Source organism: Janthinobacterium sp. BHSEK, assembly GCF_056174685.1.
In genome coordinates, this window is the sequence record NZ_JBWBYV010000012.1 from 187918 (window position 1) to 209411 (window position 21494).

Genomic DNA, 21494 nt, shown 5'->3' on the forward strand with positions numbered 1-21494 from the left:
AGCATCTAATGCAGAAAGAATAATATGTTTGCACGCGCCGCCCGCCCCGCACGCACGCTGGAAACCTTCCAGCTGGATGTGCTGGGCCGCGCGCCGTCCACTTCGCTGCTGCTGAGCGGCGTGGCCGACGCCATCCTCGTCAATGCCCAGTTCCTGCGCGACGATGCGGCGCAGTTAGCGCACACCATCGCCGCCAGCGGCAAGCGCCTGACCACCATCTATGTCAGCGCGGCCGAACCGCAAGCGTACTTCGGCCTGGGCGTGCTGCGGCAAGCCTTTCCGCAGGCCCTCATCCTGGCCAGCGGCGCGACGGTCGAGGCGATCCGCCGCCAGGCCGGCGCCAGGGTCGCCCACTGGGGCGGCATCCTCAAGCACAATGCGCCGCGCTGCATCGTCATGCCGCACATTCACGAAGGCGCCAGCCTGCAACTCGAAGGCGGCAGCGTTTGCCTTCGGTCGCTGCTGGCGGCGCTCGACTGAGTCATGCCTCTTCCGCGCGCATAAAAAAACGGGCCGAAGCCCGTTTTTTTGTTTGCTCGATACCGCTCTGGATTAACGCTTGTCCAGTGGCAGCACTTCACGCGTGGTCGAACCGACGAACAGCTGGCGCGGACGGCCGATCTTTTGCTCTGGGTCGGCGATCATTTCGTTCCACTGGGCGATCCAGCCGATCGTACGGGCCATAGCGAAGATACCGGTGAACAGCGACACAGGAATGCCCAGCGCCGATTGCACGATGCCCGAGTAGAAGTCGACGTTCGGGTACAGTTTGCGCGACACGAAGTATTCGTCGTTCAGTGCAATCTTTTCCAGCTCCATCGCCAGCTTGAACAGCGGATCGTCTTGCAGACCCAGTTCTTGCAGCACTTCGTAGCAGGTTTCACGCATCAGCTTGGCGCGTGGATCGAAGTTCTTGTACACGCGGTGGCCAAAGCCCATCAGCTTGACGCCCGAGTTCTTGTCCTTGACTTGCGCGATGAAGGCAGGGATGTTCTCGACGGTGCCGATTTCTTTCAGCATGTTCAGTGCCGCTTCGTTGGCGCCGCCGTGGGCAGGGCCCCACAGGCAGGCGATACCGGCAGCGATACAGGCGAACGGGTTGGCGCCCGACGAACCGGCCAGACGGACGGTCGACGTCGATGCGTTTTGCTCGTGGTCCGCGTGCAGGATCAGGATGCGGTCCAGGGCGCGCACCAGCACGTCGTTGACCTTGTACTCTTCGCACGGGTTGGCGAACATCATGTGCATGAAGTTGGCGCTGTACGACAGGTCGTTGCGTGGGTACACGAACGGTTGGCCGACCGAGTACTTGTAGGTCATGGCGACCAGGGTCGGCATCTTGGCGATCAGGCGGATGGCCGACACTTCGCGGTGACGCGGGTCGTTGATGTCCAGCGAGTCATGGTAGAACGATGCCAGCGCGCCGACGGTGCCCACCAGGACCGACATCGGATGCGCGTCGCGGCGGAAGCCACGGAAGAAGAATTGCATCTGTTCGTGCACCATCGTGTGCTTGGTGACGGTGTCGACGAACTTGGCTTTCTGCGCCGCGTTCGGCAATTCGCCGTTCAGCAGCAGGTAGCACGATTCCATGAAGTCGGCGTTGACGGCCAACTGTTCGATCGGGTAACCACGGTACAGCAGTTCGCCCTTGTCGCCGTCGATGTAGGTGATCGACGAGTTGCAGGCGGCCGTCGACATAAAGCCTGGGTCGTAGGTGAACTTGCCGCTACCAGCGTACAGTTTGCGGATGTCGATGACGTCCGGGCCAACCGTGCCTTTGTAGATTGGAAATTCAAGCGATGGGCTGCCATCGGAGAACGACAGGGTAGCTTTTGTGTCAGAGATATTCATGGGCTCTTCCTTCTCGGGAGTGAGTCGAAATTAAAATCAAAAATTCTGGCTGCAATTCGCACCGCATTCGGCAGTGCTACAGCGCGCCACTCGCACCGTTTGCAATATATCGCCCAGGCGTCTAGGCAATGCGCAGTCGTTGCAGCAGTGCGCGCACGTGCGGCAGATCGACTTCGCCTTCCGGCTCTTTACGGGCCAGTACCAGATCCATTAACGCATTGTCCGACAAATCCAGCAAACGCGTCAGCGCGTCAACTTCTTCATCGGTCAATTCGGTTTCATACGCATCGAGAAAACGGGTCAGGATAATGTCGTTTTCCAGCAGGCCACGGCGTGAACGCCAGCGCAGGCGGGCGCGGTTGGCCGGGTCGGCCTGATGCGAGGACAAAATTGATTCTGTCATTTGGTTTACCACTTTACGTGTGCCTTGCGGCACGGTGCTGCTTTGCAGGCGCCGCCTGCAGGCAAGAGAGGATACCCTCTTCCGGCAAACGGCGCCCGGCGGACGCGATCAGGAGGATCAGATCGCGCGGCGGACCATCAATTCCTTGATCTTGCCGATCGCCTTGTTCGGGTTCAAGCCTTTCGGGCAGACGTCGACGCAGTTCATGATCGAATGGCAGCGGAACAGGCGGTACGGGTCTTCCAGGTTGTCCAGACGCGCACCGGTGGCTTCGTCGCGCGAATCGGCGATGAAGCGGTAGGCTTGCAGCAGGCCGGCCGGGCCGACGAACTTGTCCGGATTCCACCAGAACGACGGGCACGACGTGGAGCAGCATGCACACAGGATGCACTCGTACAGGCCATCGAGTTCTTCGCGCTGTTCCGGCGACTGCAGGCGCTCTTTTTCAGGCGGGATCGAATCGTTGATCAGGAACGGCTTGATCGAATCGTATTGCTTGAAGAATTGCGTCATGTCGACGATCAGGTCGCGGATCACCGGCAAGCCTGGCAACGGACGCAGCACGATAGGCTCCGACAGTTCGTTCAGGTTGGTGGTGCATGCCAGGCCGTTCTTGCCGTTGATGTTCATCGCGTCCGAACCGCACACGCCTTCGCGGCACGAGCGGCGCAGGGCCAGCGAATCATCGACGTCCGCCTTGATGCGCTGCAGTGCGTCGAGCAGCATCTTGTCGGTGTCTTTCAGTTCGACCGTCAGGTCTTGCATGTACGGCTTGGCATCCTGGTCAGGATCGTAGCGGTAGATTTTGAATTTGAGAGTGCGTGCCATGGTATAGCCTTAGAAAGTACGTGGTTTCGGTTTGAAGGTATCAACCGTCAGCGGCTTGGTCACGACCGGCTTGTATTCCAGTCGGTTGCCTTCCGAATACCACAGAGTGTGCTTCATCCAGTTCTCGTCGTCGCGTTGCGGGTGGTCGTCCTGGGCGTGCGCGCCGCGCGATTCCTTGCGGGCCGCTGCCGAAACGATGGTCGCTTTCGCCGTCTCGATCAGGTTGTCCAGCTCCAGCGCTTCCACGCGGGCCGTGTTGAAGACCATCGATTTATCCTTGAAGGAGACGTGCTTGCGGCGCTCGTCGAGCTTCATGATTTCTTCGACGCCCTTGCTCAGCATCTCGTCGGTACGGAACACGCCGCAGTACTTCTGCATCGTTGCGCGGATGTCGTTCGCCACGCCCTGCACGGTTTCCGTGCCGGTCGAGTTTTCCAGGCGCTGCAGACGGCCCATGGCGAAATCGGCAGCATCGGCTGGCAAAGGCTTGTTTTCCTTGGCTTTCAGGCCGCTGTTGACGATGTGGTTGCCGGCCGCGCGGCCGAAGACCACCAGGTCGAGCAGCGAGTTCGTGCCCAGGCGGTTGGCGCCGTGCACGGAAACGCAGGCGCATTCGCCGATCGCGTACAGGCCGTTGACGACCTTGGCCGAATTGTCCGGACCGGTCGGGGTGACGACCTGGCCGTGGATGTTCGTCGGGATGCCGCCCATCTGGTAGTGAATCGTCGGCACGACAGGAATCGGCTCCTTGGTGGCGTCGACGTTGGCGAACTTGTGGCCGATTTCCAGGATCGACGGCAGGCGCTTGGCGATGGTGTCGGCGCCGATATGGCGCAGGTCCAGCATCACGTGGTCCTTGTTCGGACCGCAGCCGCGGCCTTCCTTGATTTCCTGGTCCATCGAACGCGAGACGAAGTCGCGCGGCGCCAGATCCTTCAGGGTCGGCGCATAGCGCTCCATGAAGCGTTCGCCTTCGCTATTGATCAGGATGCCGCCTTCGCCGCGCACGCCTTCGGTGATCAATACGCCCGCGCCGGCCACGCCGGTCGGGTGGAACTGCCAGAATTCCATGTCCTGCAGCGGCAGGCCGGCGCGTGCCGCCATGCCCATGCCGTCGCCCGTGTTGATGAAGGCGTTGGTCGACGCGGCGAAGATGCGGCCTGCGCCGCCCGTTGCCATGACCGTCGTCTTTGCTTCCAGGATCATGCATTCGCCGGTTTCCATTTCCAGCGCAACGACACCGATCACGTCGCCTTCGGCGTCACGGATCAGGTCGAGTGCCATCCATTCGACGAAGAAGTGCGTACGCGCACGCACGTTGCGCTGGTACAGGGTGTGCAACAGGGCGTGACCGGTACGGTCGGCTGCCGCGCAGGCGCGCTGCACCGGCTTTTCGCCGAAGTGGGCCGTGTGGCCGCCGAACGGACGCTGATAGATGGTGCCGTCAGGGTTGCGGTCGAACGGCATGCCGAAGTGTTCCAGCTCGTACACGACTTTCGGTGCTTCGCGGCACATGAATTCGATGGCATCCTGGTCGCCCAGATAGTCGCCGCCCTTGACGGTGTCGAACATGTGCCAGAACCAGTTGTCTTCGGCCATGTTGCCGAGCGACGCGCCGATACCGCCCTGCGCTGCCACGGTGTGCGAGCGGGTCGGGAAGACTTTCGACAGAACTGCGACGTTCAGGCCGGCTTCAGCCAGCTGCAACGACGCGCGCATGCCGGAACCGCCGGCGCCAACGATGACCGCGTCAAAGCGGCGGGTAGGGATTGCAGATTTATATGCTGCCACGATTACACACTCCAGAGTATCTGTACCGTCCAGCCGGCACAAGCGATCAACCACAGCATGGTGGCAATTTGCAGGGTCAGACGGAGGCCAGCGCTTTTCACGTAGTCCATCCAGATGTCGCGTACGCCGACCCATGCGTGGTAGAACAGGGCGACGAAGGTCACCAGGCTGAACAATTTAAACCACTGCTGTGCGAACAGACCGGCCCAGCCTTCATAGCTGAAGTTGCTGCCGGTCAGGAAAGAAATAAGCAGGATGGCCACATAAGCCACCATGACGATGGCGGTGACGCGTTGCGCCAGCCAGTCGCGCAAGCCGTAATGGGCACCGACGACGAGGCGTTTCGGTCCGATATTATTGTCTGCCATGTTTAAAATACTCCAAACAGTTTCAAAGCGACCAAGGCCGTCAACACCAGGCTCACGACCAGCACGGACGACGCGGTCTTGCGTGCCGAATCTTTTTCGATGGCAACGTGCACATCCATGAACAGGTGGCGGATACCGGCGCAGAAGTGGTGCAGGAAGGCCCAGACCAGACCCAGGGTGATCAGCTTGACGAACCAGTGCGAGGCGATGCCCTGGAAGTAGGCGTAGGACATTTCGGAACGCAGGCTCAGTTCCAGCATGTACAAGATGCATGGCAGCAAGGCGAAAATGATGAAACCGCTGATACGATGCAGGATCGAGACGATGGCGCCGACAGCCATGCGGTAGTTCGACAACTCGGTAACATGAATGTTACGGAATTGCGGCCGTTCTTTTTTTGGTACTTCTCTTACGGCTTCAGACATAACAAAAACCTCCCCTTTGAATTTCAACTAAATATTGAAGCCGCGATTTTCGCCGATTTTCGCAACCCATACCAATATCTATTGTCACATATAACCAAAATGGTTTTTTACTACAAAATACCGCGCTACTTTCCGTAGTTCACGTAATTTAATTACAGAATCGCCGGCAAAACACGGCCCGCCGGGGCGGGCCATGCTGTCGCTGCGCTTTCCGTTGTCTCCGTTGCCCGCCTTGCGGCAGGCATCTTGCAAGCGATGCACTTCAGCCTTGCCGCTTGTCCGGGCACCCACGGGCACCCCGCCGCTTCAGCTGAGTTCATTCTGATAATGATGGCGACTGGTCAGGTATAAGCCCCGGCGCAGTTCGACGGGCTTGTCGCCGTAGGTAAACGACACGCGCTCGGAACTGAGCAAGGGCGTGCCGAGGTCGATATTCAACAGTTGCGCGGCGCCCGCGTCGGCGCACACGGCGCGGATCTGCTCGGACGCGCGTATCATGCGCGTGCCGAACTCCGTCTCGAACAGGCCGTACATGGGGCCCTTGTATTCCACCAGGCGCTCGGCCGTCAGGCCCTTGAAGATCAGGCCGGGCAGCCACAGCTCCTCGACGATGGTCGGCACGCCGTCGAAATACTGCACGCGCTTGATGAAGATGACGGCGTCGCCGGACTTCAGATCCATCAGGCGCGCCACGTCGGCCGGCGCGCGCACGCGCTTGACTTCGATGAATTTGCTTTCGGGGTAATGCGGCACGCCTTCGTCCGGCACCAGGCGCAGGAAGCGGAAATGCGCGCGCGCCTCATGATGGGTGGACACGAAGGTGCCCTTGCCCTGGCGGCGCATGACGAGGTTCTCGGCAGCCAGCTCATCGATGGCCTTGCGCACCGTGCCCTGGCTGACCTTGAAGCGCCCCGCCAGCTCGACTTCGCTGGGAATCAGCTCGCCCGGCTTCCATTCGCCCGATTGCAGGCTTTGCGTGATGAGCGCCTTGATCTGCTGATACAGGGGACTGAAGGTGGGCGAAGCATTCGCGGCAGGCGCGGCAGTGGTATTCACGCTGGCGACGGGGGCGGCGGTGCTGACCGCGGCGGCAACGGGCGTGGCCGGGGTGCCCGCGGTCGGACTGACCGCCCCGCTTGCAGCAGTGGCATTGTTGGTCAGATTGGACGAGGCGGAATTCATAGTCCGACATTTCAACACAAATCACCGCCCGCGTCCAGTAAAACACACGCAGTTATCTGTCTTATATAAGACATAAGATATGATTGACAGATAGGGATCGGAGGCCTACACTGCCTTCGATAAAACTTGTGAGCCAGCGTTTTATGTTGTCGGCCAGCCACTCTGGCCTCGTGCAACACAAGCGTGACGGCGGCGTACACCAGCAATTCGGTGGCGCGGGCCGGTTTTGGTATCATTATAGTTTTTCCGGATAAGCGTAAGCCCAGCTTCAAGCCCGTTTTCTTTCCCATTTTTGGAGATTCATCATGGCTAAAACCCCAATGCGTGTTGCAGTGACCGGCGCCGCCGGCCAGATCGGCTACGCCCTGTTGTTCCGCATCGCCAATGGCGACATGCTCGGCAAAGACCAGCCTGTCATCTTGCAACTGCTTGAAATCCCGGACGAAAAAGCCCAGAAGGCGCTCAAGGGCGTGATGATGGAAATCGACGACTGCGCCTTCCCGCTGCTGACGGAAATGACCGCCCACTCCGACCCGCTGACCGCATTCAAGGATGTCGACGTGGCCGTCCTGGTTGGCGCGCGTCCACGCGGCCCAGGCATGGAACGCAAGGACCTGCTGGAAGCGAACGCCCAGATCTTCACGGTGCAAGGCAAGGCGCTCGACGCCGTCGCTTCGCGCAACGTCAAAGTGCTGGTGGTCGGCAACCCTGCCAACACCAACGCCTACATCGCCATGAAATCGGCGCCATCGCTGCCGGCGAAAAACTTCACCGCCATGCTGCGCCTGGACCACAACCGCGCGCTGTCGCAAGTCGCTGCCAAGACCGGCACCGCCGTCAAGGATATCGAGAAGCTGACCGTCTGGGGCAACCACTCGCCAACCATGTACGCCGACTACCGCTTCGCCACCGTGAACGGCAAGGCTGTGAAAGACCTGATCAACGACCAGGAATGGAACGCCAACGTGTTCCTGCCGACCGTCGGCAAGCGCGGCGCGGCCATCATCGAAGCGCGCGGCCTGTCGTCGGCAGCGTCGGCAGCGAACGCCGCCATCGACCACATCCATGACTGGATGCTGGGCACGAACGGCAAGTGGACCACCATGGGCGTGCCTTCCGATGGTTCGTACGGCATTCCTGAAGGCACCGTGTTCGGCTTCCCGGTCACCACCGACAACGGCGAGTACACCATCGTTCAAGGTCTGGAAATCGATGCATTCTCGCAAGAGCGCATCAACCTGACCCTGAAGGAACTGACCGAAGAGCGCGAAGGCGTGAAACACCTGCTGGCCTAAGTCCAGTTTTGGCGGCGCGGCAATGCGCCGCCCGCCAAAGAAGGCCGCTCCGCGAGATTCGCGGCGCGGCTGTTTTCTCAAGTAGTTTTTACCTGCAGAAATGCCTTAAGCATGCACCCTTCCGAGGTTTTATTCCAAGGCAAACGCCAGCCGCTGTTGCTCGCCGCTTGCGACCACTACGCCGGCTCCGAAAAGCTGATGCGTAAATCGATTGCTTTGCAACAAGAGCTTGGCCCCCTGTTCGACATCACGTTCGACTGCGAAGACGGCGCCAGCGCCGGCAATGAAGAATCCCACGCCCTGATGATCGCCGGCCTGCTGGCCAGCGACGAGAACCAGTTCAACCGCATCGGCGTGCGCGTGCACGACGTCGACAGCCCGTTTTTCGCGCGCGACGTGGAAATCATCTGCACGGCCGCATCGCGCCTGGCCTACATCGCCGTGCCCAAGGTGGCCGGCGTGCAGGATGCCATGCTGGCGATCGACCTGATCAACCTGCACGCGCGCCGCGCCGGCCGCGACAACCTGCCCGTGCACATCCTGATCGAGACGCACGGCGCGCTGCGCGACGCCTATGCGATCGCCGCCCTGCCCCAGGTCGAATGCCTGTCCTTCGGCATCATGGATTTCGTCTCGGCCCACTACGGCGCCATTCCCGCCGCCGCCATGCGCACGCCGGGCCAGTTCACGCACCCGCTGGTGGTGCGCGCCAAGCTCGAAGTGGCGGCCGCCTGCCATGCGCACGGCAAGGTGCCGTCGCATAACGTGACGACCGATGTGCGCGATTCAGCCGTGGTGGCGAACGACGCCCAGCGCGCTACGGCCGAGTTCGGCTACACGCGCATGTGGAGCATCCACCCGGACCAGATCAAGCCCATCATCAAGGCCTTCACGCCGCGCCTGTCCGAAGTCAACGAGGCCAGCAACATCCTGAATGAAGCGCTGCGCGCCAACTGGGGACCGATTGCGCAAAATGGCCGCTTGCACGACCGCGCCAGCTACCGATATTATTGGACCGTTTTGCAACGCGCCAAACTGGCAGGCCTCGGCCTGCCCGAGGCTGCCGCTGCATTGCTTAACGCCCCCTCTTCCAGCACCACTGAAAACTGACAGGAATTACACGATGTCCCTCTCCAAATTAGCCATTGCCTGCAGCGTCGCGCTGGGCGCCATGACCCTCACGCTGGCGCCAGCCAGCTTCGCTGCCACGGCAGAGGCAAATCCCAAGGCAGTCAAGGCCAAGCCAAAGGCCAAGGCCAAGACCAGCAAGGCCAAACCCGCCGCCAAGGAAGCACATCCACTGGCCATGTCGGTCGCCGACAAGGAAGAGTCCGATGAGCCGGACACCGCCGGCTCGGCCTCCACCGATTTCAATTGTGAACTTGGTAATAAAATTACCATCTACACCAATGCTACTGACGACAAACACATCGCCCTGCGCTGGAAGAAGCGCCTGCACCGCCTGAGCCGCGTTGGCACCACCACCGGCGCCAACCGCTTCGAGAACCGCTTGTATGGTCTCGTCTGGATCGGCATCCCGGCCAAGGGCATGCTGCTCGATTCCAAGCAGGGCCGCCAGCTGGCCAATGAATGCAAGGATGCGGAGCAAGCCAAGCCGGCGGCCGTGGTGGAAGCCGCGCCATCGCTGGGCGTGCTGCCGGCGACCGGCGGCTGATGTGCGTAGCAAGGGCCTCTTCGGGGGCTCAGTCATGTTTTGTAATTTGAATAATCAATAAGACGATACCCAACAAGGAGAGGTCATGTCCCGCAACACTCTGAACACGCTCAAGGACTTTAATATTTCGGATAGCAAGAAGGGCAAGCTGTACTCCCTGCCTGCGCTGGAAAAAAGCCTGGGCATCAATGTCTCCCGCCTGCCGGTGTCGATTCGTATCGTGCTCGAATCGGTACTGCGCAACTGCGACGGCAAAAAAGTCACCGAAGAACACGTCAAGCAATTGGCGAGCTGGGGCCCGACCGCCGAGCGCACCGACGAGATCCCGTTCGTAGTGGCGCGCGTCGTGCTGCAAGACTTCACCGGCGTACCATTGCTGGCCGACCTGGCCGCCATGCGCAACGTGGCCGCCAAGATGGGCATCAACGCCAAGAAGATCGAACCGCTGGTGCCGGTCGACCTGGTGGTCGACCACTCGGTCACCATCGACCACTACCGCGAAAAGAAGGCGCTGGACCTGAACATGAAACTGGAATTCTCGCGCAACAACGAGCGTTACCAGTTCATGAAATGGGGCATGCAGGCATTCGACACCTTCGGCGTCGTGCCGCCAGGCTTCGGCATCGTCCACCAGGTCAACCTGGAATACCTGGCACGCGGCGTGCACCACGCAGGCAAGAAAGCCGGCGACGTGTACTACCCTGACACCCTGGTCGGCACCGACTCGCACACCACCATGATCAACGGCATCGGCGTGGTCGGCTGGGGCGTGGGCGGCATCGAGGCGGAAGCCGGCATGCTGGGCCAGCCGGTCTACTTCCTGACGCCGGACGTCATCGGCGTGAACCTGTCCGGCGCGCTGCGCGAAGGCTGCACCGCCACCGACCTCGTCCTGACCATCACCGAATTGCTGCGCAAAGAAAAAGTCGTCGGCAAGTTCGTCGAATTCTTCGGCGAAGGCACCGAATCGCTGACCCTGACGGACCGCGCGACGATCGCCAACATGGCACCGGAATACGGCGCGACCATGGGCTTCTTCCCGGTCGACGAAGCGACCATCGACTACTTCAAGGGCACCGGCCGCAGCAAGGCTGAAATCGCCGCGTTCGAAGGCTACTTCAAGGCGCAGAACCTGTTCGGCGTGCCGAAAGCCGGCGACATCGACTACACCCGCGTGGTGGAACTGGACCTGGCATCGGTTGCGCCATCGCTGGCCGGCCCGAAACGCCCGCAAGACCGTATCGAAATCGGCAACGTCAAGGCCAACTTCGCCGAGCTGTTCGCCAAGCCAACGACCGAAAACGGCTTCAACAAAAACCCGGCCGACCTGGCTGCCGTGTACGAAACGACGAACGGCGTGAAAGTGTCGAACGGCGACGTGCTGATCGCCGCGATCACCTCGTGCACCAACACCTCGAACCCGAGCGTGATGCTGGCTGCCGGCCTGCTGGCCAAGAAAGCCGTGGAAGCGGGCCTGAAGGTCGCGCCGCACATCAAGACCTCGCTGGCTCCCGGCTCGCGCGTCGTCACCGAATACCTGACTGCCGCCGGCCTGCTGCCATACCTGGAAAAACTGGGCTTCGGCGTGACCGCCTACGGCTGCACCACCTGTATCGGCAATGCGGGCGACCTGACGCCCGAGCTGAACGCAGCGATTGCCACGCACGACATCGTCGCGTCGGCCGTGCTGTCGGGCAACCGCAACTTCGAAGCGCGCATTCACCCGAACATCCGCTCGAACTTCCTCGCTTCGCCACCGCTGGTCGTCGCCTACGCCATCGCCGGCAACATGACGCGCGACCTGATGACGGAACCTGTCGGCAAGGGCAAGGGCGGCAAGGACGTCTACCTGGGCGACATCTGGCCGACCTCGGCTGAAGTCTCGGCCATGATGAAGTTCGCCATGAACGCCAAGGTGTTCAAGGACAACTACGCGGACGTCAAGGGCGCGCCAGGCAAGCTGTGGGAAAAAGTCACCACCGTGTCCGGTCAAGTCTACAACTGGCCGAAATCGACCTACATCGCGGAACCACCGTTCTTCGACAACTTCTCGATGACGCCAGCGGCAGTGGCCACCGGCATCGAAGGCGCGCGCGCACTGGGCGTGTTCGGCGATTCCATCACCACCGACCACATCTCGCCAGCCGGCTCGATCCAGGAAAACGGTCCTGCAGGCAAGTGGCTGAAGGAAAACGGCGTCCTGAAAGCGGACTTCAACTCCTACGGCTCGCGCCGCGGCAACCATGAAATCATGATGCGCGGCACGTTCGCCAACGTGCGCATCAAGAACCGCATGATCCCTGCCAAGGCAGACGGTTCGGCGGTCGAAGGCGGCATCACGATCCACCAGCCTTCCGGCGAACAGATGTCGATCTACGACGCAGCGATGAAATATGTTGCTGAAGGCACGCCAACCATGGTCTTCGGCGGCGAAGAGTACGGCACGGGCTCGTCGCGCGACTGGGCAGCCAAGGGCACCCAACTGCTGGGCGTGAAAGCCGTGATCACCCGTTCGTTCGAGCGCATCCACCGTTCGAACCTGGTGGGCATGGGCGTGCTGCCGCTGCAATTCATCGGCGACGACAGCGTGCAGACGCTGGGCATCACCGGCAATGAAACCTTCGACCTGAAAGGCCTCGAAGGCGAAATCAAGCCACAACAACTGGCCACCCTGGTGATCCACCGCGCCGACGGCAGCAGCCAGGAAGTCAAGGTCCTGCTGCGCATCGATACGCCGATCGAAGTCGATTACTACAAGCACGGCGGTATCCTGCCATTCGTGCTGCGTCAACTGCTGGCCGAGTAATCAGCCCAGCCGTGAGGTAAGATAAAAGCGCCGGTTCCGACCGGCGCTTTTTTTTCGTCCGCAGCGCCCGTTTTTCCTTGAAATTTCGACTATTGGCATGATCTGAGGACAGCTTACGTATTGCGTGCGGCTGAATCCTCTACAATACGGTTATAAGGGTTTATCATTGTTTGACTGATCCATTTTTTTCACTTTCCGAGACTCTTATCCCGCTATGCGTCGTCCTTCCAAAGATTCATCCCATAAACTGACTGCCGACAGCCAGCGCCTGGTCACCTTTGCCCAGGCGATCGTACAGGCAGCCAGCCGTCTCGAAGAGCGGTCCTGGGAACACAGCCTGGATACGCAGCTCCAGAAATTACTCAAAACCGGCCACCAGGACACCATCGACAACACCCTGGGCAGCCTGTTCAAGGAAGACTTGAACGCCTACGACGTGCTGATGGACTGCGTTGAAGCCGTCAGCGAATCGACCGTCGTCACGCATGAAGACGTGCGCTACGACGCCCTGCTGGTGGCCGTGCCCATCCTCGCGTGGACGCGCTTTTCCATCGCCTCCGGCCCCATGGCCGGCGATGCGCACGGCGTGCTGTCGGCGCATTTCGCCGCCCACCTGCTGGCCGACGGCACGAAGATGGCCATGGCGCCCACCCTGTACTCGATCGACCAGTTGCCGCGCAGCCACGTCGAAACCTATGCCAAGACGCAGAAGCTGGCCCTGGCCGCCCTGAAGGGCACGGCCGTCAAGCCGTCCAGCAAAGAGGCGGAAACGGCGCCTTTCCTGGCCGACACGCGCTACCTGCTGGTGGCCGTGGTGGCGCCTGCCGGCGCGCCGCTGTTCCGCTGGCAGACGCCTTCGAGCCAGCTCGACTTCATCGCCGAGCGCAGCGCCGCCCTGGAACAATGGCGCACGCAGGCGACGCCGACCATCGCCCGCCTGCTGCCCGGCTGCGGCCTGGAACTGCTGCTGCCGGAAGCATATTATGTGGCGTGCCGCGAAGCGGACAAGCTGATACGCCCCGTCTCCGTGCGCGCGGCCGTGCACTACCTGACGCATACGCTGGCCATCGAGCCGTCGGAACTGCGCGCCGTCATCGCCGGCTTCGGCGAGGAAGCGGCCGACGGCCAGGTGGACGAGTACCGCATCGCCTTCACCCTGCGCCAGGCGCCGGACGTCATCTACGGCATCGTCTGGCCCCTGTACGGCCAGGAAGACGAGGATGGCACGCCGATCGAAGGCCTGATCCAGGTGGGCATCGCCGCGCTGGACAAGCAAAAGACGCCCGTCGATGAAATTATCGAGCACCTGAACGCCGCCGGCGTGACGCAGATCAAGCGCCACGCGGAACGCTTCGTCGGAGAGTACTGCGACGACTGCGGCGCGCCCCTGTTTGCCGACCCGGTCGGCGAACTGGCGCATGCGGAAATGCCGGAAGATACGCCGCAGGGTACCGAGCATTTCCATTGATCTGATGACACACTCTTCAAACCTACTGCGCAGCCCGCTCTCGGGTCGGCGTTACTCGCTGTACCTTTAGTACAGCTGCGTTACTCAACCCGATATCGGGCTTGCTCGCTACGGTTTGAAGAGGTGTCGATGCAATAGGTGTCGATGCAATGGTTGAAAGGCAGGCCGTAGGTCGGATTAGCCGGAACGGCGTAATCCGACAACAGCGTTGGCGCATAAAAAAGGCGGAACTTCGGTTCCGCCTTTTTCATTTCAACGTCATTTAAAACACTATCACCACTGCGAGAACGGGTGGCGGATCAGATTCGCGTTGTAATAACGCGCATCGCCCGACACTTCCGCGCCTATCCATTCCGGCTTCTCGAAGGGCTGGTCTTCCGACGCCAGCTCGATCTCGGCCACGAGCAAGCCCGCATTGGCGCCGAGAAATTCGTCGACTTCCCACACCATGCCCGCGTGCTCGATGCGGTGGCGGTATTTTTCGATCAGCGGCTGTTCGCACAGGCCGTCGAGCAGCTCGACGGCGTCGGCCAGCGGAATCGGATACTCCCACTCGCCGCGCGTCGCGCCCACGTTGGCCCCCTTGATGGTCAGCATCGCCTGCTCGCCTTCGATGCGCACGCGCACCACGCGCTCGCGCGCGGACGACAAATAGCCCTGGCGCAGCAGCACCGCCTGGCCCAGGCCGCGCCAGGCATCGCCTTGCAGCAGGAATTTACGCTCGATCTCGACGCCCATGATCAACGCCGTTCAATCCAGCGACAGCAGGATAGGCTGCAGCATGGCCGCGCCCAGGGCCGCGCTGCGCGCGCCATTCCAGCCCACGGCCGGATCGGGCAAGTCGGCGTTTTCCTTGAACGGCATTTCCAGCGTCAAGGCCAGGCAGCCGAAGTGGTGGCCGATGTATTTCGACGCCAGGGTCAGCATGTCCGACTTGTACTTGCTGGCCGCATAGCCGAACTTGTCCTGGAAGTCGGGGCTGGCCTGCTTGTAGCGCTCGATGAAGGCTTTCTGGTGCGCCGCTTGCGCCGGCGTGAAGTTTTCCAGCATTTCGTTGCCGGCCACAAAGTTGTACGGCAGCGCTTCATCACCGTGGATATCGAAGAACATATCGACGCCCGTTTCGTGGATCTTGTTTTTCACGCACAGCACTTCCGGGCTGGACGCCAGCGATGGCGTCATCCATTCACGGTTCAGGTTGGCGCCGGCCGCATTCGTGCGCAGGTTGCCGCGGATGGAGCCGTCCGGGTTCATGTTCGGCACGATGTGGAACACGGCGCGCTGCAAGAGCTTGCGCGCGATCGGGTTGGCATCGTCCAGCAGCGAGTCGATCAAGCCTTCGACGAACCATTCGGCCATCGATTCGCCCGGATGCTGGCGCGCGATGACCCAGATTTTCTTTTCCGCCTGCGGATTGCCAATGGTGACCATGTTCATGTCGCGGCCGTCGACCGTGCTGCCCAGGTCGGAGACGCGCGCCAGCGGATGCTCGGCCACTTCGCCCAGCAGACGCAGATGGCGTTCCCACGAGTACGGCTCGAAATAGGCGTAGTACACGCTGTCGAGTTCCGGCGTGTGCGAGATCGTCATGACCTGGCCGTCGAACGCCGTCGGCACGCGGAACCAGTTTTCGCTGTCGTAGCTGGCCACGGCCTGGTAGTCTTCATAGCCGGCCGGATACGTGGCCTGGCCCGCGTTCAGGAAACGCATCGTGCATGCCTGGCCGCGCGCGCCCTGCAGGCGGAAGTGGAACCACTGGTGGATGTCGGCGTGGCTATCCTTGCGCAAGTTCAGGTCGATGGCGCTGGCGCTGGTGGCACTCACCACGTCGATGGCGCCCGAGTCGAAGTTCTGGCTGATTTTAATGGTCATCAATGATCCCGTCCAAATGTAAGTGTTCCGGCGCTGCCTCGTGGGCCACCGCCGTCGCGCTAAAAAACGCAGTGTAAGCTATCCCGCTATTTTCCGCCCTTTGGCCCCATTCGCAAAGCCTGCCCCGGCGATTTATGCACCAATCCGGGGCATCGATGGAAAAGTGCCGGGCAAAAGCGCGAAAAATCGGTCCACTGTCGCATCCGCCGGACAAAAAACTGAATTGTAACAATGCCAGACACATTGGCAGCCCATCGCCCCCCTATAATTCCAGCTTTCATAGAGTCGCCAGGAAAGAGTCGTGGACAAGAAGCTGACCAATATTCAGGAAAGAAAGTTACGCGAAGCGCAGGCGCGGCGCGAGCACATCATCGACGTCGTCAAAGACCTCATCAAGAAGGGCGGCGCGCGCGCCGTCTCCATCCGCAAGGTGGCCGAGGCGGCCGGCTTTTCCACCACCGTCGTGTACGCCCTGTTCCGCGACAAGGCCACCCTGATCGCCCAGGCCATGGACAAGGACTTGCTGGAACTGGTGCGCGCCATGCGTACCGCCTGCGACACCAGCATGGACCCATGGGAACGCATCAGCCTGGTCGGCCGCGCCTACATCGAGTACGGCTTCCAGCATCCCGACGAGTATTCGCTGATCTTCATGGAGCTGCGTCCGCACGCGGAAGTCGACGCCGTCGAAGTGGAACACGGCAATATCGAGCAAGACCCGTATGCCTACGCGCTGCACCTGTTCGGCGAACTGGCGCAGGCGGGCCAGGTACGCCAGGACGAGCCGGCGCTGCACACGATGACGCAAATCTTCTGGCAATCGCTGCATGGCCTCGTGTCGCTGCGCATCGTCATGGATGCGGGCGACCCATGGACGCCGCACCCGGAAATGAACGCACATATCGACGACTTGCTGGCCGTCGTCACGGCAGGCATCCGCCTGCGCTTCGCACCAGCTTCCTGACGTTTGATCCAGCGCAAACCGGGCCGCTCAAAAAGGCGGACAGTGGGGTGACGCCGCCTGCGCTGGTGCAGCGCGGCCCGCGCGAAGGGGTGCGAGATGAACGATGCCTATGCCACGGACCGGCTTGACAAACAGCAAAGCGCGAACAATGCTGTACGCATGGAAGCGCGCCTGACAAAACTGGAAACGGACCGGGAACATGACCGGCAATGGTTCAAGACCCTGGAACAGCGTCTTGGCGAGGGCCTCGACAAGGTGCGCACGGAGTTGCGCGACGAGTCGCAGTTGCTGCGCGCCGACCTGACGCAATTTCGCGGCGACCTGCGCGGCGACTGCCATGCCTTGCGCACGGAACTGGGCGACATCCGCAAGCACATGCATACCCACTTCCTGTGGTTCATGGGCATCCAGGCCACCACCACGTTTGCCCTGCTGGGCCTGGGCGCCAAGGCGCTGCATATGTATTGAATAGTGAAAAAGGCAGGCGCGGTGCCGTACCGCCCTGCCCTGTGTTTGCGCTGACGCAAACTTACTGCGCTGCCAGCATGCTCTGCGTTTCCTGGTAGCGCGTATGCCACGACAGCGCCTGTTCCAGGATGTGCGGCGTGTGGCCGCCGCGCTGGCATGCCGCGTCGTAATACGCGCGCAATTGGTCCCGGTAAGCGGGATGGGTGCAGCGCTCGATGATCAGCGGCGCCCGTTCGCGCGGCGCCAGGCCGCGCAAGTCCGCATAGCCCCACTCCGTCACCAGCACGTCGACGTCGTGTTCCGTATGGTCCACATGCGAGACCATCGGCACGACGCTGGAAATGCGCCCGCCCTTGGCCGCCGATTTCGACACGAACATCGACACTTGCCCGTTGCGTGCGAAGTCGCCCGAGCCGCCGATGCCGTTCATCATGTGCGTGCCGCACACGTGCGTGGAATTGACGTTGCCATAGATATCGAACTCGAGCGCCGTATTCAGGGCGATGATGCCCAGGCGGCGCACGATTTCCGGATGGTTGCTGATCTCTTGCGGGCGCAGCACGATTTTCGAGCGGTAATGGTCGATATTGTCCATCAGCTTCTGGTGCACGGCGGCCGACAGGGTGATCGACGAAGCCGAGGCGAACGCCAGCTGGCCCGAATCGAGCAGTTCAATGGCGCTGTCCTGCAGCACTTCCGAATACATCGTCATGTTCTGGAAGGGCGAACCGATCAGGCCGTGCAGCACGGCGTTGGCGATGGTGCCGATGCCCGCCTGCAGGGGCAGCAATTCCGGCCCCATGCGTCCGGCCGCCACTTCGCCTTCGAGGAAGGCGATCACATGGCCGGCGATCGCCTGCGTTTCCGCGTCGGGCGGCAAGGCGTTCGACGGGCTGTCGGGGCTGTCCGTGATGACGATGGCGGCGATGCGGGCCGGGTCGATGGCGATGGCCGTGCTGCCCAGGCGCTGGTCCACGCGCGTGAGGGGAATCGGATCGCGGCCCGGCAAGGTGTGCGGAATATAAATGTCGTGCAAGCCTTCCAGCGCCAGCGGCGTGGACAGGTTGATTTCGATGATCACCTGCGTTGCCTGCTGGGCGAAGGCGGCGGAGTTGCCGACCGACATGGTCGGGATGATGGCGCCGGCCGCCGTGATGGCCGTCGCTTCGATGACGGCGATATCGACGGCGGCCAGGTTGCCCGAGCGCAGCTGCTCGGCCGTTTCCGACAGATGCTGGTCGATGAACATGACTTCGCCCTTGTTGATCTTGCCGCGCAGCACAGGGTCGACTTGGAACGGCATGCGGCGCGCCAGCACGCCCGCCTCGGCCATCAGGCCGTCGCTGCCATTGCCCAGCGAAGCGCCCGTGATCAAGGTCAGGCTCAATGGATCTTGCAGGGCGCGCTCGGCCAGTGCGCGCGGCAGGGCCTTGGCGTCGCCGGCACGGGTAAAGCCGCTCATGCCGACACGCATGCCGCTGTGGAACAATTTGGCTGCCTCATCGGCGCTCATGATTTTGCTGAGCAAGCCTGGGTGGCGGATACGGTCCTCGTACATCGTGATGCTCCTGATATTCTTAATATTCTCAAACTGGATGGCTGTCATACACCAGCCCCATAAGTGGTTTCAGTATAAAATCCCGCTTACATGCATGGCATGAATTAATTTCGCCACATCCAGTCGATATTTTCATGTCTTACCACTGCCGAGCACCCTCTTGGATATCCGTTCCCTGCGCTATTTCGTGGAAACCGTGCGCCTGTCGAGCTTTACGCAGGCGGCCGAATCGCTGCACCTGACCCAGTCGACCATCAGCAAGATGGTGCGCCAGCTGGAAGACGAGGTGGGCGCGCAGCTGCTGGTGCGCGACGGACGCAAGCTGACCCTGACGGACACTGGCCGCATCGTCTACCAGCACGGCCAGGAAATGCTGGCGAACATGCGCCAGCTGACCCTGGAAGTGCGCGATACCCAGGCCTTGCAGCGCGGCAGCCTGACGGTGGGCATCCCGCCCATGATCAATGTGCTGTTTACGCCAGTCTTGAAAGCCTTCCGCGCGCGCCATCCCAACATCAGCCTGACCCTGCAAGAAGACACGGGCCAGCAGATCGAGCGCAAGGTGGCGGCCGGCGAGCTGGAAATCGGCATGACGGTGCTGCCGGCCGACCCGGAGCTCGATCTCGTGGCCGTGGAAGTGGCCAGCTACCCGATCTGGGCCCTGGCCGAACCGGGCACGTTCCAGAAAAACCGCACGACGCTGCCCTTCAGGGCGCTGGCAGACTTGCCGCTGGTGTTATTGAAAGATGATTTCGCCCTGACGCGCAGCCTGCGCCAGCATTTCGCGCAAGCGGGCTTCACGCCGACGATCGCGGCGCAGAGCGGCCAGTGGGACTGGCTGGTGGCGATGGCGTCGGCCGGCCTGGGCGTGGCCCTGCTGCCCGAGCCGTTCATCCACCGCCTGGCCGGCGAACCGCTGGAGGCGGTGCGCATCGTCGAGCCGGAGGTGGCGTGGCAGGTGGCGCACGTCTGGAGCGGGCGCTATCTGTCGCACGCGGCGCGCGCCTGGCTCGAGGTGTGCCAGGACGTGCTGGGCACGCAATTCGCGCACTGACGCACGCACTGACACAAAAAAAAGGGTGGCCGAGGCCACCCTTTTGCTTGCTCGCGACAGCGCGGCTTATTTGGCGGCGTCGTCGTTGTACATGCTGGCGTATTTCCAGCCGAAGTACAGAATGAAGGTGTAGCACAGGGCCGGCACGAGGAAGGACAGCTGCAAGTTGATGTGGTCGGCCAGGAAGCCCTGGATGAACGGCACGATGGCGCCGCCGACGATGGCCATGCACAGGATGCCCGAACCTTGCCCCGTTTGCGCACCCAGCTTGTTCAGGGCCATACTGAAGATGGTCGGGAACATGATGGAATTGAACAGGCCGACGGCGATCAATGCCCACATGGCCGTGTGACCGCTGGAAAAGACGGCGACAAGGATCAGCGCGATGACGACGGCGGCGTTGAAGGCCAGGGTCTTGCCCGGGCTGACATAGCGCATCACGGCAAAGCCGACGAAGCGGCCCAGCATGGCGCCACCCCAGTAATAGCTGACGAAATAGGCGGCGTCGGCGTGGCTGAGGCCCGCGATATGGCTTTCGCCCAGGAAGTTGATCAGGAAGCTGCCGATGCTCACTTCACCGCCCACGTACAGGAAGATGGCCAGCGCGCCCAGCACCAGGTGGCGGTGCGACCAGATCGAGACCTTGTGGCCGTCCTGCACCAGGGCAGCCGCATCGTCCGCATGCGAAATCTTCGGCAGTTTGGCCAGCGCAAACAGCACGGCCAGGATCACCAGGGTGGCGGCCAGCACCAGGTACGGGCCTTGCACGGAAGCGGCTTCCTTGGCGCGGTAGGCCAGTTGCTCGGCCGCCGGTAGCAGGTCGAACTGCTGCACCGTCAGCACGGTGCCCGACAAAATCAGCATGCCGCCCAGTGCCGGCGCCACGGTGGTGCCCAGCGCATTGAACGCCTGCGTCAGGGTCAAACGGCTCGACGCCGTCTGCGGGTCGCCCAGTTCCGTCACGTACGGGTTGGCCGCCACCTGCAGCACGGTGATGCCGGCCGCCAGGATGAAGAAGGACAGCAGGAACAGCGCATAGCTGCCGGTGGACGCCGGGTAGAACATGGCGCAGCCGGCGGCGGCGATCAGCAGGCCGGCGACGACGCCGCGCTGGTAGCCGATTTTCTTGATCAGCATGCCGGCGGGCAGCGAGACGATGGCGTAGGCGCCGAAGAAGCAGAACTGCACCAGCATCGCCTGGACATAGGTCAAGGTGTAGATCGAGCGCAGATGGGGAATCAGCACATCATTGAGCGAGGTCAGCAGTCCCCACATGAAAAACAGTACCGTGACAATGATCAGGGCGCCTGTATTGTTTTGCGTGCCAGCCTGTGCGGACTGGATGCCCTGGCCTTGCTTTACGTATTCCATACCTTCTCCATTTTTCAATTCCAAGTTGATCTTGCCAGGCATGGAAGCGTTTCCACCCGGGCAGCACCAGGACGCGCAAGCGCCACGCAGATATCAGCGTGGGCCATGACTG

Annotated in this window: 20 protein-coding genes; 9 read left to right on the forward strand and 11 right to left on the reverse strand. The window is 61.7% G+C overall.

Features of this window, described 5'->3' with window-relative positions; genetic code table 11:
• Window positions 1-24: 24 nt before the first annotated feature.
• Window positions 25-480 carry an MBL fold metallo-hydrolase gene (locus AC0V2Y_RS05550; RefSeq protein ID WP_475415485.1) on the forward strand — a complete coding sequence of 152 codons (456 nt, stop codon included), beginning with the start codon at window positions 25-27 and terminating at the stop codon, window positions 478-480.
• A 72-nt stretch (window positions 481-552) separates the two neighbouring features.
• Here AC0V2Y_RS05550 and gltA read toward each other — a convergent pair whose 3' ends face one another.
• From gltA to AC0V2Y_RS05585, 7 genes are all read right to left on the reverse strand, one after another.
• Window positions 553-1854 (reverse strand): citrate synthase, encoded by a 1302-nt coding sequence (gene gltA, locus AC0V2Y_RS05555; RefSeq protein WP_034752071.1) that lies wholly within the window; start codon window positions 1852-1854, stop codon window positions 553-555.
• A 121-nt stretch (window positions 1855-1975) separates the two neighbouring features.
• On the reverse strand, window positions 1976-2257 hold the full coding sequence (locus AC0V2Y_RS05560) for an FAD assembly factor SdhE (protein WP_034752073.1): 282 nt from the start codon (window positions 2255-2257) through the stop codon (window positions 1976-1978).
• Window positions 2258-2374: 117 nt separating this feature from the next.
• Window positions 2375-3085: a succinate dehydrogenase iron-sulfur subunit gene (locus AC0V2Y_RS05565; RefSeq protein WP_034752075.1), complete on the reverse strand. Its 711-nt coding sequence runs from the start codon at window positions 3083-3085 to the stop codon at window positions 2375-2377.
• Window positions 3086-3094: 9 nt separating this feature from the next.
• A complete protein-coding gene (sdhA, locus tag AC0V2Y_RS05570) occupies window positions 3095-4876 on the reverse strand; it encodes a succinate dehydrogenase flavoprotein subunit (protein WP_086146040.1) in 1782 nt (593 codons plus the stop codon).
• A 2-nt stretch (window positions 4877-4878) separates the two neighbouring features.
• Window positions 4879-5244, reverse strand: a complete 366-nt coding sequence (gene sdhD, locus AC0V2Y_RS05575; RefSeq protein WP_034752078.1) for a succinate dehydrogenase, hydrophobic membrane anchor protein — start codon at window positions 5242-5244, stop codon at window positions 4879-4881.
• A gap of 2 nt (window positions 5245-5246) precedes the next feature.
• Window positions 5247-5669 carry a succinate dehydrogenase, cytochrome b556 subunit gene (gene sdhC, locus AC0V2Y_RS05580; protein WP_034752080.1) on the reverse strand — a complete coding sequence of 141 codons (423 nt, stop codon included), beginning with the start codon at window positions 5667-5669 and terminating at the stop codon, window positions 5247-5249.
• Between the two features lie 306 nt (window positions 5670-5975).
• Window positions 5976-6851 carry a GntR family transcriptional regulator gene (locus tag AC0V2Y_RS05585; RefSeq protein ID WP_475415486.1) on the reverse strand — a complete coding sequence of 292 codons (876 nt, stop codon included), beginning with the start codon at window positions 6849-6851 and terminating at the stop codon, window positions 5976-5978.
• 305 nt (window positions 6852-7156) lie between these two features.
• Here AC0V2Y_RS05585 and AC0V2Y_RS05590 point away from each other — a divergent pair, with 305 nt between their 5' ends.
• The 5 genes from AC0V2Y_RS05590 to AC0V2Y_RS05610 all read left to right on the forward strand — a co-directional run bounded on the left by AC0V2Y_RS05590 (window position 7157) and on the right by AC0V2Y_RS05610 (window position 14095).
• Window positions 7157-8146 (forward strand): malate dehydrogenase, encoded by a 990-nt coding sequence (locus AC0V2Y_RS05590; protein WP_070219190.1) that lies wholly within the window; start codon window positions 7157-7159, stop codon window positions 8144-8146.
• A 111-nt stretch (window positions 8147-8257) separates the two neighbouring features.
• Entirely contained in the window at window positions 8258-9256 is a 999-nt protein-coding gene (locus AC0V2Y_RS05595) for an HpcH/HpaI aldolase/citrate lyase family protein (RefSeq protein ID WP_475415487.1), read from the forward strand.
• Window positions 9257-9269: 13 nt separating this feature from the next.
• Window positions 9270-9821: a hypothetical protein gene (locus AC0V2Y_RS05600; RefSeq protein WP_475415488.1), complete on the forward strand. Its 552-nt coding sequence runs from the start codon at window positions 9270-9272 to the stop codon at window positions 9819-9821.
• Between the two features lie 85 nt (window positions 9822-9906).
• Window positions 9907-12627: an aconitate hydratase AcnA gene (acnA, locus tag AC0V2Y_RS05605; protein WP_121670133.1), complete on the forward strand. Its 2721-nt coding sequence runs from the start codon at window positions 9907-9909 to the stop codon at window positions 12625-12627.
• A gap of 214 nt (window positions 12628-12841) precedes the next feature.
• Window positions 12842-14095, forward strand: coding sequence for a DUF2863 family protein (locus tag AC0V2Y_RS05610; protein WP_475415489.1), 1254 nt, complete (start codon window positions 12842-12844; stop codon window positions 14093-14095).
• Window positions 14096-14368: 273 nt separating this feature from the next.
• Here the strand turns inward: AC0V2Y_RS05610 and AC0V2Y_RS05615 are convergent, their stop codons facing one another.
• Window positions 14369-14833, reverse strand: a complete 465-nt coding sequence (locus AC0V2Y_RS05615) for a CYTH domain-containing protein (protein WP_475415490.1) — start codon at window positions 14831-14833, stop codon at window positions 14369-14371.
• A 12-nt stretch (window positions 14834-14845) separates the two neighbouring features.
• Window positions 14846-15967, reverse strand: coding sequence for a M14 family metallopeptidase (locus tag AC0V2Y_RS05620; RefSeq protein ID WP_475415491.1), 1122 nt, complete (start codon window positions 15965-15967; stop codon window positions 14846-14848).
• Between the two features lie 301 nt (window positions 15968-16268).
• Here AC0V2Y_RS05620 and AC0V2Y_RS05625 point away from each other — a divergent pair, with 301 nt between their 5' ends.
• Window positions 16269-16931, forward strand: a complete 663-nt coding sequence (locus AC0V2Y_RS05625) for a TetR/AcrR family transcriptional regulator (RefSeq protein WP_475415492.1) — start codon at window positions 16269-16271, stop codon at window positions 16929-16931.
• Between the two features lie 96 nt (window positions 16932-17027).
• Complete coding sequence (locus AC0V2Y_RS05630; protein ID WP_077407401.1) at window positions 17028-17399, forward strand: hypothetical protein; 372 nt, start codon at window positions 17028-17030, stop codon at window positions 17397-17399.
• A gap of 61 nt (window positions 17400-17460) precedes the next feature.
• On the opposite strand, the gene AC0V2Y_RS05635 is transcribed toward AC0V2Y_RS05630, so the two are convergent.
• Complete coding sequence (locus tag AC0V2Y_RS05635; RefSeq protein WP_475415493.1) at window positions 17461-18957, reverse strand: succinate CoA transferase; 1497 nt, start codon at window positions 18955-18957, stop codon at window positions 17461-17463.
• A 160-nt stretch (window positions 18958-19117) separates the two neighbouring features.
• Between AC0V2Y_RS05635 and AC0V2Y_RS05640 the strand changes: the two genes are divergently transcribed.
• The gene (locus AC0V2Y_RS05640) at window positions 19118-20011 is read left to right on the forward strand and encodes a LysR substrate-binding domain-containing protein (protein ID WP_475415494.1); all 894 of its coding nucleotides are present in this window, start codon (window positions 19118-19120) and stop codon (window positions 20009-20011) included.
• 66 nt (window positions 20012-20077) lie between these two features.
• On the opposite strand, the gene fucP is transcribed toward AC0V2Y_RS05640, so the two are convergent.
• Window positions 20078-21382: an L-fucose:H+ symporter permease gene (gene fucP / locus AC0V2Y_RS05645; RefSeq protein WP_475415495.1), complete on the reverse strand. Its 1305-nt coding sequence runs from the start codon at window positions 21380-21382 to the stop codon at window positions 20078-20080.
• Between the last annotated feature and the right edge of the window lie 112 nt (window positions 21383-21494).